Annotated in this window: 16 protein-coding genes; 6 read left to right on the top strand and 10 right to left on the bottom strand. The window is 59.1% G+C overall.

Translation table 11 applies throughout. From position 1 onward, the window contains the following. Window positions 1–73 precede the first annotated feature (73 nt). Together IE127_RS18330 and IE127_RS18325 are read left to right on the top strand one after the other, a co-directional pair. Complete coding sequence (locus IE127_RS18330; RefSeq protein WP_189427223.1) at window positions 74–943, top strand: DUF1206 domain-containing protein; 870 nt, start codon at window positions 74–76, stop codon at window positions 941–943. Between the two features lie 20 nt (window positions 944–963). Continuing rightward, window positions 964–1689 (top strand): phosphatase PAP2 family protein, encoded by a 726-nt coding sequence (locus IE127_RS18325; RefSeq protein WP_189427222.1) that lies wholly within the window; start codon window positions 964–966, stop codon window positions 1687–1689. 1 nt (window position 1690) lies between these two features. Here the strand turns inward: IE127_RS18325 and IE127_RS18320 are convergent, their stop codons facing one another. The 4 genes from IE127_RS18320 to IE127_RS18305 form a co-directional block, all read right to left on the bottom strand. After that, complete coding sequence (locus tag IE127_RS18320) at window positions 1691–1948, bottom strand: DUF6894 family protein (RefSeq protein ID WP_189427221.1); 258 nt, start codon at window positions 1946–1948, stop codon at window positions 1691–1693. Window positions 1949–2104: 156 nt separating this feature from the next. Beyond that, window positions 2105–2746: a Crp/Fnr family transcriptional regulator gene (locus IE127_RS18315; protein WP_244640324.1), complete on the bottom strand. Its 642-nt coding sequence runs from the start codon at window positions 2744–2746 to the stop codon at window positions 2105–2107. Between the two features lie 293 nt (window positions 2747–3039). Then, window positions 3040–3744 (bottom strand): Crp/Fnr family transcriptional regulator, encoded by a 705-nt coding sequence (locus tag IE127_RS18310; protein ID WP_244640341.1) that lies wholly within the window; start codon window positions 3742–3744, stop codon window positions 3040–3042. An 84-nt stretch (window positions 3745–3828) separates the two neighbouring features. Next, complete coding sequence (locus IE127_RS18305; RefSeq protein WP_244640339.1) at window positions 3829–4239, bottom strand: response regulator; 411 nt, start codon at window positions 4237–4239, stop codon at window positions 3829–3831. Window positions 4240–4347: 108 nt separating this feature from the next. Between IE127_RS18305 and IE127_RS18300 the strand changes: the two genes are divergently transcribed. From IE127_RS18300 to IE127_RS18290, 3 genes are read left to right on the top strand one after another with little or no spacing between them, the layout of a single operon-like run. Beyond that, window positions 4348–5580, top strand: coding sequence for a matrixin family metalloprotease (locus IE127_RS18300; RefSeq protein WP_189427218.1), 1233 nt, complete (start codon window positions 4348–4350; stop codon window positions 5578–5580). Beyond that, window positions 5561–6370 (top strand): metallophosphoesterase, encoded by an 810-nt coding sequence (locus tag IE127_RS18295; RefSeq protein ID WP_189427217.1) that lies wholly within the window; start codon window positions 5561–5563, stop codon window positions 6368–6370. The genes IE127_RS18300 and IE127_RS18295 overlap by 20 nt, the downstream gene beginning before the upstream one ends. A 51-nt stretch (window positions 6371–6421) precedes the next feature. Next, window positions 6422–8059 (top strand): tyrosine-protein kinase domain-containing protein, encoded by a 1638-nt coding sequence (locus IE127_RS18290; RefSeq protein WP_189427216.1) that lies wholly within the window; start codon window positions 6422–6424, stop codon window positions 8057–8059. Here the strand turns inward: IE127_RS18290 and cysN are convergent. From cysN to IE127_RS18275, 3 genes are all read right to left on the bottom strand, one after another. Next, window positions 8049–9947 (bottom strand): sulfate adenylyltransferase subunit CysN, encoded by a 1899-nt coding sequence (cysN, locus tag IE127_RS18285; RefSeq protein WP_189427215.1) that lies wholly within the window; start codon window positions 9945–9947, stop codon window positions 8049–8051. The two genes, IE127_RS18290 and cysN, sit on opposite strands and share 11 nt — an antisense overlap. Continuing rightward, the gene (gene cysD, locus IE127_RS18280) at window positions 9947–10855 is read right to left on the bottom strand and encodes a sulfate adenylyltransferase subunit CysD (RefSeq protein ID WP_189427214.1); all 909 of its coding nucleotides are present in this window, start codon (window positions 10853–10855) and stop codon (window positions 9947–9949) included. The genes cysN and cysD overlap by 1 nt, the downstream gene beginning before the upstream one ends. 217 nt (window positions 10856–11072) lie before the next feature. Next, entirely contained in the window at window positions 11073–11729 is a 657-nt protein-coding gene (locus IE127_RS18275; protein WP_189427213.1) for a sugar transferase, read from the bottom strand. A gap of 118 nt (window positions 11730–11847) precedes the next feature. On the opposite strand from IE127_RS18275, the gene IE127_RS18270 reads away from it, so the two are divergent. Continuing rightward, the gene (locus IE127_RS18270) at window positions 11848–12693 is read left to right on the top strand and encodes an NAD kinase (protein WP_189427268.1); all 846 of its coding nucleotides are present in this window, start codon (window positions 11848–11850) and stop codon (window positions 12691–12693) included. On the opposite strand, the gene IE127_RS18265 is transcribed toward IE127_RS18270, so the two are convergent. The 3 genes from IE127_RS18265 to IE127_RS18255 all read right to left on the bottom strand — a co-directional run bounded on the left by IE127_RS18265 (window position 12690) and on the right by IE127_RS18255 (window position 15442). Continuing rightward, on the bottom strand, window positions 12690–13904 hold the full coding sequence (locus IE127_RS18265; RefSeq protein ID WP_189427212.1) for a DUF2336 domain-containing protein: 1215 nt from the start codon (window positions 13902–13904) through the stop codon (window positions 12690–12692). The two genes, IE127_RS18270 and IE127_RS18265, sit on opposite strands and share 4 nt — an antisense overlap. Window positions 13905–13987: 83 nt before the next feature. Further along, a complete protein-coding gene (locus IE127_RS18260) occupies window positions 13988–14806 on the bottom strand; it encodes a transglycosylase SLT domain-containing protein (RefSeq protein ID WP_189427211.1) in 819 nt (272 codons plus the stop codon). 57 nt (window positions 14807–14863) lie between these two features. Further along, a complete protein-coding gene (locus IE127_RS18255) occupies window positions 14864–15442 on the bottom strand; it encodes a nitroreductase family protein (RefSeq protein WP_189427210.1) in 579 nt (192 codons plus the stop codon). Window positions 15443–15736 lie beyond the last annotated feature (294 nt).

Raw genomic sequence — 15736 nt, 5'->3', positions numbered from 1 at the left:
GGTTGCTCCATTAGGACCCAGCAGGAACTGAAAGCGCATTGCCATCATTGTGCCTCATAACCTTGGGGGCATTATGCGGAACGTCGTTTCAAAAGGAATACTGGGTAAGGCGCGCGTCGACGACTCTGACGGGCCAACTGAGGTCTTGGCGCGAGCAGGTTATGGCGCGCGGGGCGTCGTCTACTTTCTAATCGGTGGACTGAGTTTTCTTTCGGTCTTCTGGGGCGAGAGTGACGCTGCGGATTCCGGAGAGGCTCTTTCCACCCTCCTGAGACAGCCCTTTGGCCAGATCCTGTTGGGGCTGGTCGCGGTCGGCATGATCGGTCACGTGGTATGGCGCTTGGCCCAGTCGGTCCTCAACGCTGACGATCAGAAGAACAACATGAAGGGTGTCCTGACCCGGATAGGTCAGTTCGCCAGCGCTATTGCCAACGGCTCGATTGCCGCAAGTGCAGCCAGCCTGGCCCTTGGACGAGGCGGAGGTGGAGGTGGCGACTCCGAGCAAAGCATCTCGTCGTGGTTGATGCACCAGCCGTTCGGCCCGTGGCTGGTTGGCATTGCCGGCGCAATTGTGGCCGTTGTGGGTCTCGTCCAGATCTACCGTGGTGTTGCAGGCACCTTTCAACGCTGGATATACCTTCCCAGCACCAAAGGACTACTTTATGCAATCTGCGTCTTCGGCCTCAGTGCACGAGGCGCGCTATTCATCGTCGTCGGCGGGTTCTTCATCTACGCCGGCTTTACGGTGACCCCTGACAATGCCGGCGGTTTGCGGGATGCTTTGGTCTGGGTACGTGCCCTGCCTTTTGGCACGTGGCTTTACGGGATCGCGGCGCTGGGCCTCGTTGCCTTTGGCGGCTACAGCATCATCGAAGCGATCTACAGGAAGGTTGACGCGCCGGACCGGGATGATCTGGAACGTATGGCCAAGCGCGCAACCTAATAGACTTGGAAGATTGCAGCATGTCGAGACTTGAGCCCGCGCGGCTACCCTGGAAAATTCTGGATCTTGTGCGAGGCGAGTTCTTGCTGCTTGTCACGCTTGGTCTGGCGTGCGGGCTTGGATGGGGATTCCTCGAACTAGCCGACGAAGTGGACGAAGGCGAAACCGAATGGTTCGACACCACCGTTCTTGCCTGGTTTCGCGCCCCGGGGAATGTCGATCAGATGGCTGGGCCGCCGTGGCTTCACGAAGTGGGGCGCGATATCACAGCCCTCGGCAGCTATACCGTGCTTCTCATATTCGTTTTTGGCGTTGTTGGGTCGTTCCTGCTTCGACGCAAAGCCGGCGCCGCCATTGTTATCCTGGCTTCGGTGGCAGGCGGAGCATTGCTGAGCTCGCTGCTGAAAATAGGATATGGTCGCTCACGGCCAGAGCTTGAAAGCGCCGCCGAGCACTTCACCAATAGCTTTCCGAGCGGGCACGCGACGCTCTCGGCAGTCACGTACCTGACTATCGGTGCCCTCATGGCCCGCCTCTCGGAGGATAGAATCCTGGGAGGCTTTTACCTGGGCTTCGCCATGTGTCTGACGCTGCTTGTCGGCATCAGCCGGCTTTATCTCGGCGTTCACTTCCCCAGCGATGTCGTTGCTGGCTGGGCGCTTGGTGCCGGATGGGCATTGTTCTGCAGCGGCGTGGCTCTGCTCTTGCAACGCATGAACCGACTACGCGACAAATCGAGTAGCTAGATTAGTGGACAGTCTCGCTCTCGTCGGTGTCCGGCGCACCCCAGAAGACGATGTAAAGAAGGTCATGGCCTGCGTTGTCACTGATTTCGACCGACCTCGGTGCCATCAGATCTTCCCCTTGCTTGGCCACACGTCGCATCACGCGACGGGCCCACTCCACCGCTGATTCTTCTGCATCCTCAAGATCATCGTGTTCGTGTGCCCCCAGTTCCTCGACGATTTCATCGCCGACGCGATACTGGAAAACAAACTTGGGCATTGCAGTCTCACGGCTAGTTTGAAGTTAGCAGGTGGGCAGGCCGCCCGACTGCTCGTAGGAACAGTTGACCGCACCGAGTTATCCGGCGCAAGGCCCGGAAAGCCATTAAATGCCTGAGAAACCGAGCCTGCCTAGGCAAGCGTCGAGAGGTCAATGTCAGTAACGACGGCCCGCTCCGCCCAATGTCGACCCCATGAGCCGCGCATACTCAGCCTCGTACGCACCGTAGGCACCGTTGGCAAACTCCTCAAGACGTCCCCTGTCGATAATCGAAACCTGGCCACGGGTCGCGCGCACTAAGCCATAGCCTTCCAGAATATGCATCGCCTCAGTGACGCCAGGCCGCCGCACACCAAGCATCACGGCCATAAACTCGTGCGTGAGGCGCAAGTCGTTGCCGCCTAGTCGGTCGCTGGCCATAAGCAGCCAACGCGCAAGGCGCTCTTCGAGGCGTGCGCGCGCATTGACCAAAGCCGAAGTCGCGGTCTGCACTAGCGTCGTATGGACGTAGCGCAGCAGCAATTGCCTCAAGGTCACGCTGGCATCCAGAAGCGTCAGGAGAATCTCGATCGATACTGCCCAAGCCCACCCTTCGACCTGCATTATGGTCATGTGAGGGGATTGCCCCGCGCCGAGAATCGCAGAAACCCCAGTCATTCCTTCGCGACCGGTAACACCAATCTCTATATCGCGGTCATCGCCCATGCGCGCGATCGAAGACGCAAGACCATCTTCTATGAAGTATGCATGCTCGATCGGGCGGTTTGCGACCTCTAGAGTATGCCGCCTCTTAAGCACCACTCGGTCCAAATGAGGGACCAAGTCGTCAAAGTCAGCAGAGTTCATGGAACGCAAAAGAACGTTGCGGACCGTGTCCTGCCGCAATTCTTTCATACAAGCCCTCGTTACGGGGCGATGGTTAAAAGTCTTTTGCGGCCCCGGAAGCCTGATGCTTACAGACTGATCAGCGCGCCGCAACGTCGGGTCCGCTATCGTACCTAGCCGCTAAGCGGCTCGCGACACGCGCAAATATCCTTTAATACAATGGCTTACCGACACAGATGACGCATACGTCAATCCATCACCGCCTACTACCGTCCGCGATCGGGAGCGCCAAGTAGTCGTTGGTATTCCTGTTCAGGAAAGCCATACGATCCATCTGCCAGATCAATAAGTCCTTCACGATCGCGAATGATGACTTCGCCGCGCCGCGAATAAATCAGATGCTTGCCTTCGAGAAGATGCAACGCTTCCGTGACACCGGCGCGGCGGACACCCAGCATCACCGCAAAGAACTCGTGCGTCATTCGCACCCTGTCAGAGTCAAGGCGGTCCTGAGCCATGAGCAGCCAGCGCGCCAGCCTGTCCTCGAGCTTCGCGCGACCGTTGGCGAGCGCCGTCGATGCGATTTGGATCGAAAAGGCTCGGGCAAAGAGGCGTGCCAAATTCGCCACTCGTGGACGTTGCTCCGCAACGGCAAGATACTCTGCTCTTTCAATAACTAGAGCATCTCCGGGACTTTGAACGATCGTTGCGAAGGGGGCTTGATCGTCGCCAAGCGCGAGCCCGCTGCCCGTCATGCCTTCGTATCCGATAACACCGATTTCGATGTCCCGCCCTCGTGGCAGGTCGGCAATTATTGAGAGCAGGCCGCTGACCGGAAAGTAAACCGCGCGCACACCTTGACCTGGTTCCTCGAGCACCGCCCCCTGCCGTAATTGTACGCGGTGCGCTCTTCCAACGAGGGCGTCTTGATCGTCACTGCTCAACAGGTCCACTAAATGGTTGCCCGTCATCTCGTCCAAGCCGCGACCTCCTGGCTACCGTCAGCAAAAAACTCCGCTGTTCGCAGAGAACACGTCGCGGCGACATACACAAGCTTAGGCTGCCTTCAAGGCCGCAAGCAGGTCCTCGGGAGAGAACGGTTTTTGGAGAACCGGTCGGCCAGAACATTCCGGCGGCAGGTCTTCTGCGCCCAAGCCGGTAACAAAGACTGTCGCGATCTGTCGATCACTACAGACGCGAGCGAGGCGAGCACTTGTTCCCCCGCCCAGTTTAACGTCGAGCACCGCAAGGTCCGGGCTTTCCTTGGAGAGATAACTATCCGCATCGGCTTCATTCATGGCAACCGAAGACACGTGCCAGCCATGCTCCTCGAGGGTGTCCTCGAGCATGAGGGCTATTAGCGGCTCGTCTTCCACCACAAGCACTGTTTTTCCGGATTTATCCAAGCTACCTCGAACAAGCTGTTCTTTGTTCCTCCGGAGTATTTTTAGGCTTGTGAGCATCATGGACAATGCAGTGTCCGGCATCGTACCGGCCCGAGTGCTCTGATCGAAACCTGGCAGTAACCCCGTTTGCGTAGTAGATTGAGCGTGTTGCGAGATCGAGGACCGTGAATGAGTGGATATGTTTACACCGGTGTGAAGTGGGGCGGCGCTAAGCTCGGCACAACCGGTGGTCAGGTCTCATGGAGCTTCGCCGCCGGAAACGGCAGCTTTTTCAGCTATGACTACGCGATCTCGGACCCCGGCTACCAAGACGCAGTACGGCGCGCCTTCGAGACGTGGGAGTCAGTTGCCGATATCGACTTCGTCGAAACCGTCGATACCGCTTCGAGCGACATACGGCTTGGCTGGGACTACATCGATGGACCAAGTGCAACACTCGGAGAAGCTCAGTATCTCTATTACCCTGCATATGCCGGGGATTTCGGCCGGTACGATGCCGCCGAAATACGCTTTGATTCCGCAGAGAACTGGTCAGTGAATGGCAGCTACGGCGGCGTTAACTTCTACACCGTCGCCCTGCATGAGATCGGACATACGATCGGCCTTGCCCACAGCGCCGATCCGAACACCATCATGTACGCCTACCAAAACGATATCGTTGACCTTACTGCCGCTGACATTCAGGGCATTCAATCCCTTTACGGCGCCGCATCGCTTCCACAGAGTTCCCGTGACTTTATCGGCACCACAGGCGACGACTTTCTTGATGGGACCAATGCCAGCGAGACCTTTTGGGGAAATGCCGGCAACGACGTGATCTACGGCCGTGGTGGCGACGACATCATCGATGGCGGCCAGGGTGTCGACACAGCCTTCTATTCGCTTTCGAGGAATGTCTACAGCGTAGAGGTCAATAGCAATGGCACGATCATTGTGGCCGACCTTGGGAGCCGCTATGCCGAAGGCCGTGACACACTGACGTCAATCGAGCGCCTCGACTTCAGTGACGGAACGCTGGCTCTAGATATCGATGGCAATGCTGGACAGGCATATCGATTGTATCAGTCGGCCTTTAATCGCACCCCGGATGATTCCGGGTTACGCTTCTGGATCAATGAGCTTGATGAGGGCCGCTCGCTTTATGATACGGCGCGCGCCTTCGTCGGATCAGCCGAGTTTCAAGACCTATACGGCAGCAATCCGACCGACGGGGCGCTGGTCTCAGCATTCTACGTCAACATTCTAGGACGTCCGGCTGAAGCCGAGGGGTATGCCTTCTGGGTCGGCGAGCTCGCCAGCGGACGCAGGGATATGGCTAATGTCCTGATGAACATGTCGGAAAGCCCCGAGAACGTAGCCGGCGTCGCCCCGGTGATTGATGATGGCATCTGGTACAGCTGACTACAGCCTATTCCGGAGCGACCACGCGCTGGCGCATGCCGTTCAGGTGGCCGGCGGCCCCCAGGCATCAGTGCGCCCGCGGCTGAGCCTGCCTCAGTGGCCGCACAAGGTCTATGCTGTCGGAGACACGCATGGTCGCTTTGACTTGCTGCAGGCATTGCTAGCCATGATCGTAAAGGACGCGGGCGAGCACGCCGAGGCGTGCCTCATCGTCATGCTCGGCGACTATATCGATCGCGGAGGCACATCTGCCGACGTGCTGGAATGGGCATCGAACCCCGCATCAAGCCCCCTGCCTCGCATTTGTTTGGCAGGAAACCATGAGCAGTTGATGGCCGAGTTCATGCAGCAGCCGGATGTTGCCTCGCCCTGGCTTGCCAATGGCGGCATCGACACCCTCATTTCCTACGGCCTTGATCCGGATGAGGTCCTTGGAGCCCCGGAAGCGATCGAGGCGGCCCTTGTCAGGGCGATTCCGATGCGTCACCGCAGCTTCGTAGAGTGCGCGCCTACATATCTGGCAGTACCGGGTGCGCTGTTTGTCCATGCCGGCGTTCGTCCAGCGGTGCCACTTGACCAGCAAACGGACCACGATCTGTTGTGGATTCGAAAGGAGTTCTCAGCCAGAACGGAAGAGCTGGACATGCGCGTGGTGCATGGCCACACGCCTGGAGCGGAGCCGTACTTAAGCGCGAAGCGGATTTGCGTCGATACCGGCGCCTATCACAGCGGCATCTTGACTGCCGCTTGTCTGTCTAGCAACGACGAGCCATATTTCTTGAACACCTGAGCGTATTTAGGCACTATCCGTCCAGCAAGTGTGCGACGGGGGGATAGGCGCGTGCATGAAGACATGGACCTGCGGCGCCTTATGGCTGGCTTCGGCCGCCACCTGAAGCTGATCACCCTGTTTATTGTGCTGGGCCTAAGCGTCGCAGCGCTTGGAGCGGCGTATCAGCGTCCGCTCTATTCGGCTACATCGCTAATAATAGTAGATCCGACACCTCAAAACCTGTTGTCTCCCCAGGACAGACCTCCATCGGGAAGCGAAAGCGCCCGTGTCCAGTCCGAGGTTGAGATCCTGAAGTCCGACAGTATCTTGCTGGAGGTGGTGGATAGGCTGAACCTAGCCGCGGATCCGGAATTTGCTGCCGAACCCTGGACAGCGCGCTGGATACCGGCGCTTGCCCAAACGAGCATCGATGCTCCGAGAATGCGTGCTTTATCACGACTGAAGCAGCGCATTCGCGCGGAGCGGCGCGGACTAACAAATATTCTGGCAGTTTCGTCACTGGCCATGTCTCCAGACAGAGCGGCGGTGTTGGCCAACACGACAGTGGATGCGTATTTGGCGCAGCAGATCAGCGCGAAAACCGAGAGTCTTGCTCGCGCAGAGCAGATGATGAATGCGCGTATCGAGGCCGTCCGCGCATCTCTTGCGAACGCCACGGGGGAAGACCGCTCGGTGCTTTCGCGGCAACTCGGAGCGCTTCAGGCACGCGGACGCGATCTTCGTGATCTCGCGGGCCTACAGATGGCCCATAGCAATGTGGTGTCCGCAGCAATCGCCCCACTCACCCCCAGCCAACCAAACGTGTTGGCATGGTTGGCCGAGGGATGTCTCGTCGGTCTCGGTTCCGGTTGCCTTCTAGCGTATTTGCGTGAGGCCTGGACCGGCGGCATGTATAGCGAAGACGATGCTGAACGCCATCTCGGCTTGCCAGCCATCGGAGCTATCCCGCACGTCACTCTCCCGGCTGGCTCCGAAGGCCCAAGCGAGGAGATACTGGAGCGGCCATTAGGCGGCTACGCGAACGCTATCCGGATCCTGCGCGCAAATCTCCAGCACCAGACGGGAACAGCGGGCGCACTGGTTGCGACGCTTACCTCCAGCAGGCAAGGCGAAGGAAAGACAACCGCCGCGCTCTCATTGGCGCGGTCATTTGCAATGGCCGGACGGAAAGTGCTCCTGATCGATTGCGATTTGCGGAGCACTGGCACCGGACGCATTGCGCCGTCGCGCCCGGGGCTTGCCGCCTATCTCAGGGCGTCTGGTGAAATCGACCTCAACCGGCTGATTATCCGAGACGGCGTGTCCGGGGCGGCAATATTGCCAGCGGGCGAGCCCTTGCCGCCGTATGAAGTGGACCGGGTTATCGTCAGCGCGGCATTGGTCGAGCTGATTGCTGCAGCCCGTGAAAGTTTCGACGTTGTGCTCCTGGACAGCGCAGCCCTCGATAACGCCGCTGACGCCATGTATTTGGCGCCGCTCTCGGATGCACTGCTGTTTCTTACCCGGTGGGCGGACACTCCGCACCGGCTGGCGCGGCGGCACCTGATGCGACTTGTGGCAGCCGCCGGAACCGAAGCGAAAGTCTTCGTTGCGGTTAGCCAGCAGGTTGAAGCGAAAAAGCCGGCGGATCTGTACAACCTCGCCGGCTTTTTTGCAGCGCCGGAGCGCCGGTCGGTCACGCGCTGATCAGCGTATGTAGTTCGTCCGCAAGATCGGCAGGATCCTGCTCGGCGGTATTGAGTGTGAGATCCGGCATTTCTGGAGGCTCAAAGACGCTATCGATGCCGGTGAAATTCTTGATCTGCCCAGCCCTGGCTTTGGCGTAAAGGCCCTTCGGATCGCGCGCTTCACAAACCTCCAGAGGCGTATCGACGTAAACCTCGGTGAACGAGATATCACCCGCAATCTCTCGGGCCAGGCGACGCTCGTTGCGGAAAGGGGAGATGAATGAGACGAGGACTATCAAGCCGGCGTCTGCCATCAGCCTCGCAACTTCAGCCACGCGCCGGATGTTCTCGACACGATCGGTATCGGTGAAGCCGAGGTCCTTGTTCAGCCCGTGACGGACGTTGTCACCGTCCAGAATGTAGCAGTGCTTGCCTTCGGATGTCAGGCGCCGTTCAACCAGATTGGCGATTGTGGACTTGCCCGAACCGGACAATCCGGTGAACCACACGATGCGCGGCGTCTGACCCTTGAGAGTGGCCCGGACCACCCTATCGACGTCAAAGGCCTGGTAGCTGAGGTTTTGTGCGCGGCGCAAGCCGTATTCTATCGTGCCAGCGCCAAGTGTCTGGTTTGAAATCCGGTCGATCAGAATGAAAGCACCGGTCTGACCGTGCTGATCATAGGGATCGAAGGCAACTGGGCGGTCGGTAGCGATCGTTACCGTACCGACTTCATTGATCTGGAGCGACTTGGCGGCACCGCGCTCCAGAGTATTGACGTTCGTCCGGAACTTGAGACCGGTGAGACTGGCGGGCACCGTTTGCGTGCCGATCTTCAAAAGATAGGAGCGCCCGGGATAAGCTGGCTCATCCTGCATCCAGATCAGGCGCGCCTGAAACTGGTTCGAATATTCGGGAACCGTCCCTGAGTGCGCCAGCACATCGCCTCTCGAGATATCGATCTCACGGTCGAGCACAAGGGTTACCGCCTGGCCCGCCGCAGCGTCGGACAAGTCTCCATCCATCGTAACGATACGGGATACGATCGCGGGCTTACGGGAAGATGCAACAAGCAGCTCATCCCCGACTGATACGCGCCCTGCCGTCAACGTGCCCGAGAACCCTCGAAAATCAAGGTCTGGACGATTTACCCACTGCACTGGGAAGCGTAGCGGACGCGCTTCATGATCCTCCGATACGTCGATGCTCTCGAGATAGGGAAGCAAGGGCTCTCCAGTGAACCATGGCATCTTTTCGCTTCGCGAAACGACATTGTCTCCGCGCAGCGCAGAGACGGGAACCGCATAAATGCTCCTGAAGCCGAGCTCGGCCGCGAATTCGCGGTACTCTCGTTCAATCCGGTCGAACACGTCCGAGCTGTAGTCCACAAGGTCGATCTTGTTGACGACGAGCACGACGTCCTTCACGCCGATCAGTGAAAGGATAAAGCTATGGCGCCGCGTCTGCGTCAGCAATCCCTTGCGCGCATCCACCAGCAGCAATGCAAGATCAGCATTCGAGGCGCCTGTCGCCATATTGCGGGTGTACTGCTCGTGGCCAGGCGTATCGGCAACTATGAATTTGCGCTTGTCTGTCGAAAAGAAGCGATAGGCGACATCGATGGTGATGCCCTGCTCGCGCTCGGCTGTAAGCCCATCGACCAGAAGTGAAAAGTCGATGCCTTCGTCGCCAACGTGGCGATTCTGGCTTTCCGAGCGCAACGACGTCAGTTGATCATCGAGAATAAGCTGGCTGTCGTAGAGCAACCGTCCGATGAGGGTCGACTTGCCGTCATCGACGCTGCCACAAGTCAGAAAGCGCAACAGCGACTTATCGGTCTGCTCCTGAAGCCAGCGCGATATCTCGGCTTCGGATTGAGTCTCAGGCAGGGGGCTCGCGAGTGACATCAGAAATACCCTTCCTGCTTCTTTTTTTCCATCGAGCCAACCTGGTCGGAGTCGATGAGGCGCCCTTCCCGTTCGGATGTCCGGCTGGCCTGCATCTCCATGATGACTTCAACCAGTGTGCTGGCGTTGGACCGGATCGCACCGGTCAGCGGATAGCACCCAAGCGTGCGAAATCTCACCGTCTCTTCGCGCGGCATCTCGCCGGGCTCGAGTGGTAGCCGGTCGTCATCGACCATGATTAACGTGCCGCCGCGCTCAACCACCGGCCGCGAGCGCGCGAAGTAAAGCGGCACAATCGGTATGTCCTCGGCGTAGATGTAGGTCCACACATCCAATTCGGTCCAATTGGAAAGCGGAAAAACCCGCATGCTTTCGCCTGGGTTCAAGCGCGTATTGAAGAGCCGCCAAAGCTCGGGTCGCTGGTTCTTCGGGTCCCAGGCGTGGCTGGCGTTACGGTGCGAAAAAACACGCTCTTTGGCACGGCTTTTCTCCTCATCGCGACGCGCGCCACCTATGGCGGCATCGTAACGCCCGGCGTTGAGTGCCTGGCGCAGTGCCTGCGTCTTCATGATGTCGGTATAGCGCGATGAACCGTGATCGAAGGGATTGATATTGTTGCGCACGCCTTCAGCATTCGTGTGCCGGATCAGTTCGAACCCGTACTCTTCAGCGATCCACTCACGAAACGCTATCATCTCGCGAAACTTGAACGTGGTATCGACATGAAGCAGCGGGAACGGGATGCGCGACGGGAAGAAGGCTTTTCGCGCGAGGTGCAGAAGCACACTCGAATCCTTGCCGATGGAGTACATCATCACCGGTCGTTCGAAGCTCGCGGCAACTTCGCGCAGAATCTCGATACTCTCGGATTCCAACCTGCGCAGATGTGTGAGTTCGCCAGACCCCATGCGGCCGCCTCCTACCCTTGTTGGCCTGCCGGGGAAGGCAGACGCGAAGCCCCGGCGGAATGTCGCTCCGCAGGGTGCTTAAGGCATACGTCCGCAAGGGGACTCGTCTCAAGACCATGAGACGCAACAGCATTTTCAATGAGAGGGCGCGCGCGACAAGGGATGCTGTCTCGTTCGGCTCAAGCGCACAAAAGCTGCGTCACCCCTAAAACAGGCCTCAGCTGCCCCTGCCAGTGACGACCTCTTGCCAGAGTGTCGACCAGATAATGCCAATGTCCGCTCGCAGGCTGGCCTGCCTGACATAGGCGATGTCGTGCGCCAGCCGCTGCTGTACGTCCTTAAGGTCGTTCATGGCGCCGCGGTGTCCAGATATCTGCGCCAACCCCGTCAGGCCGGGCCTTACCGCGAAGCGCTCCTGATTGGCGTTGACCAGATGATCGAGCGGCCGCTCTCCCTGACCGATTGCATGTGGTCGCGGCCCGACCAACGACATTTCGCCTCTCAGAACATTAAATAGCTGAGGCAATTCATCGAGGCTGGCCCGCCGAAGAAAGCGACCAAGTGCCGTTGCACGCTTACCCTCGGGGCCATCATGCAGCGTTCTGAACTTGTAGATGGTGAAGACGTGCCTGTGATGTCCAAGGCGCTGCTGGCGAAACAGCACCGGCCCTCGCCGCTCCATGGCGACCAACAGTGAAACGACCGCCAAGACGGGGAAAAGCGCTACTAAGGCAAATAAGGACAGGACGAAATCGAAGCAGCGTTTCTCGAAATCGATATACCCGACTTTCGGAATGGGGAGCGGCAAGCCACCGGGCTCCACTGGGGAGGCCTTCGGTGCCTCGCCTGCAAACGTTTGCCCAGAACGCTGCATGCAATTTTCCTATATGAAAAATTAATAAATCCTTAACTGTCTGAACTTTGACAAAATTGGAGTTACTTGCCAACTGAAATGATTCGCTGCTGCCTCTTGGGTTCACTGGCGTACGCTTATCCAGCGTGCTAGACGGCTCGCACGTCAATTGTCGCGACGGACTCGCGACCCTTTGCCAAGTGAGGGCAGCGTGAGCAAAGCACGTCGCAAGCTGAGCTTCGTGGCCAGCGATACGGCAGATGCGCAGGCGGCGGCGGCCGGACTCCGCGAAACCTATGGTGAGGTCGGTTTGGCGAACGCCGATGTCATCGTCGCCTTAGGCGGTGATGGTCTTATGTTGCAGACCCTCCATCAGGTGATGCCGCACGGAATCCCCGTCTACGGTATGAATTTCGGCTCTGTCGGTTTCCTGATGAACCATTTTGCGCGGGCCGACCTTCTCGACAGGCTCGAAGTGGCGCTTCCGACTGAAATCTACCCGCTCTCGATGGAAGTCGTGGACCGGTCAGGTAATCGCCAAAAGGCACTGGCGCTCAACGAAGTCTCTATATTCCGCGGCACGTACCAGGCTGCAAAGCTGCAGATACTGGTTGATGGCGAGACGCGCTTGGATGAGCTGGTCTGCGACGGCGTGCTCTTGTCTACGCCTGCCGGCTCTACCGCATACAACCTTTCGGCGCATGGCCCGATCCTGCCGATCGACTCGCCGCTCTTGGCGCTGACACCGATTTCTCCGTTCCGCCCGCGCCGCTGGCGCGGTGCGATACTGAACAACCGCGCGGTCGTCACGTTCCGCACCCGGGAAGCGGAGAAGCGTCCTGTCAATGCGGTTGCGGACAATGTGGAGTTTCAGAACGTTCTCGACGTCACCGTGCGTGAAGACAGGCAGTCGGGCGTTACGCTGCTGTTCGACCCCGGCACGAGCCTCGAAGAGCGCATCCTTATCGAGCAGTTCCGGTACTAGGCCGCTGGCAGCGCCAGCCTGCCCGCCTGCGAATGGCATTCGATCTGCCCTCCGAGACCAGCGTCCGTTTGACTGGCGAACGCCATCATCACACCCTTTGCCGCCTGGCGCGCGAGGACCGCATTCTGCTCGCTGAGATAAGCGAATGCTTCAGAAAGGTTCTCCGGGATATCGCCATCATGCTCGGCGATAAGCTCCTCCGTCAGCGCCGTGACGATGTAGTGGCGAGCCGCCAGATCGTCCGACAGATCGACTTGACGCGCGTGAGCAATCAGCCGCGCCAAAATATTGCGTACGGCCGGCGATAAGGAGCATCTGGAAAACAGGGCATTGAGGGCTGCCCGGCTGCCGGTTTCCAGCAGCGCGAAGACCTTGCCAGAGGGCGTGCCAGAAAGCTCGGCGCAACAATTTGCGAAGAACAATACCTGGCCATGAACAAGCGCATGGAGCAGCACTCGCGTGCTGATGCGATCCTGCTCGATCATGCTCGCGGCATAGCTCAGCCCACGAGCGTCGGTGTTCGGAAGATCGCCGATTGTCGCCACTGCCGCGTCGACAGCATTTCGCAGCATCCTGTTCAGGCGATCCGGCGCCACCGATCCCTTGACGACGCGTAGATCCCGCAGCGCCTCGCCCACACGCTCAACCAGTTGCAGCCGAAGAGATGGCACCAGGTCGGGCCGCGCAAGCAGTGCGCCGCGGATCTGTGCATCCTCTGCAAAATGCGCCACCGTCGCTGTCTGGCTTTCCGATCCGAGCGGCACATCAAGCCGCTGCACAATATGGAGCGTGAGTGGTCGCTGCTTGAGCGCCAGCAGTCTGGCCGCCAAACGCTCGCTCAGGCGCTCACGATGGGCAATCGCAAGTAGTCCTTCAAGCTCAAGGCCCGGCAGCAGGCTCAGCATGTCGGCATCCAGCAGTACTGGCGAATACTGCAGTACTGCCCGGGAGATGATCGAGCTGTCGTGAAGCAGAGCCAGCATCAAGGCGCGTGGTGCCTCTTCTGCATGCAGCAACCCGTAGGCCAATGCGGCGCGCACCTTCACGGAGCGGTCTTCGAGAAAACCGAACAGTGCCGCGTAAAGCGCTGCGTGCTCGTCAGCCGGACCATCGTGTCGGAGATAGGCGGTTGCGGCCAGATGGGCCGCAATGCCGCGCTTTTCACTGTCAGCAGATTGCGAAAGCTCGAAAAACTCGTCGTATCCGATCATGAACGCACGCACTCATCCCTCTAACTCCATCCACTGTGGCAGACAGGGCTTAAGGAACGGTTCACCATACAAGCACGCCTGAACTATCGAGCATAAAGCTGCGTGAAAAAGGCTGCGTTACCAGCGTTTTCAGCAGGCGCCAGAGGTGGCAGAGCGTTTCCTTCCGGTATCGTCCGGAAGAGCCCGGTAAACGACACGTTGGTCGGAGCAAACCGTGAGGCGACCGGCTCTGGCGTGGTTGCCTGGGCACTCTCGGCCTGCGCCGGGCTCTGGCGCGCGACATCCGCTTTGATTTCCTGCTCATGCTTGGCGACCAGCGTCTGGTACAATTGGCGCACGGTGCGCGGCGCACCATTCTCGTAGAAAATCGAGGGATTGGCTGCAGCCTGACGCGGGAATATCGCTGTGGAGGGCTGATCCGGATTGTTTAGCCCGGCCTCGAAGAGTTTGGCCGCGCCCCCTGCTCCGAGGAAGTGCGCGATATAGAGTTCACCGGGGCTCGGCATGCGGCCAAACCGCTCCTCTAGAAAGGCGCCATTGTTGCGGGTGAAAGCCGCTGCCATATCCGCTGCCATTTGCGGGTCCTCACGCATGGCGAGGATACGCTGGCGTTCGGCGGAATCACGCACGAAGTAACGTCCGGAGGAATCCACTTCTATGCTGTTGGCGACATCCGGATAACCAAGGCGTGCGCCTTCCTGCTTCACGACCTGCAGCCATGTACCTTCTAGAAATTGGAAGAGCCCGACTGCACTCGAGGAGGAGGCCTTCGCTTCCGGGTTCAGACTGCTTTCACGTATCGCGGTTTGAACGAGGTAACCGAAGTCGACGCCATTGCGCGTGCCCGCGGCATCAAGCGCGCGGGCAAGGTTTTGTGGAATGGAGATCGGTTCAACGCCCATAGTATTCTCTGTCCTTCAAGACCGCGACAACCATATGCCGCCCCAGTTAAGACCGTGTTAACCTTGCCAATAAGTTACCACGTCTCCAATATCTGGCCGTGGCCGGTCTTCGATAGTCGTGGCGGGCGTGCCGATGTGAACGAATCCGACAAAGCGCTCTCCCGCCCCAGCCCCGAGCGTGGTTGCGGCCTCATCATCATAGGCAAACCAGCGCGTTACCCATTGCGCCGCAAAGCCCATGGCGTAGGCAGCATGAACGAGATTGAACGCGACATTGCCAGCGGAAATCAGCTGCTCGAATTCGGGGATCTTTGGATGCTCGCGGGCGGTGGAGATGACGCCGATGGTCAACGGCGCCGGCAGAAACTGGCGCCGCTCTGCATCAAGCGCCGCAGCTTCGACCGCAGGGTTTCGCCGCGAAGCGATTGCCGCGAGCTTTTCGCCCGCTTCGGCGCGGGCGTCGCCAGCAAAGATCACCAGCCGCCAAGGCGCCAGCTTGCCATGATCCGGCACGCGTGTGGCAATACGCAGCATGGTTTCAAGCTCATCGGCGCTGGGCCCGGGATCCTTCAAGAACGCCAGCCCCACCGAGCGACGCGTCAACAGGTAGTCCCGCAGGGTTTCGTTGGCTGGCATTGTACCTCCATTCTGGCGCGCGAACCGGTGTCGGGTTCGGCGGGCACCGCAAAGCTGTTTCATTGTCGCTGCGTCTGTGACACAGCTTCACCCCAATCGCCAAATAGGCGTTTCCCATGCCACAAGATTTGTCCTGAAAAGCATGCGCGTTTTTTTTCAGCTTCTCGTAGTCCTCATCGCACTTGGCAGCGGCTCGCTGTTTCAGTCGGACATGGTATTCGCCCAAGATACCGAGACCGCAGCTGACCCGAACCCGCCCCTGCCACGGCCGCGACCTCAGCGGGATAATGAACC

This window comes from Devosia pacifica, assembly GCF_014652635.1.
Classification (GTDB): domain Bacteria; phylum Pseudomonadota; class Alphaproteobacteria; order Rhizobiales; family Devosiaceae; genus Devosia; species Devosia pacifica.
This window is presented reverse-complemented; position numbering and strand designations above follow the sequence as displayed.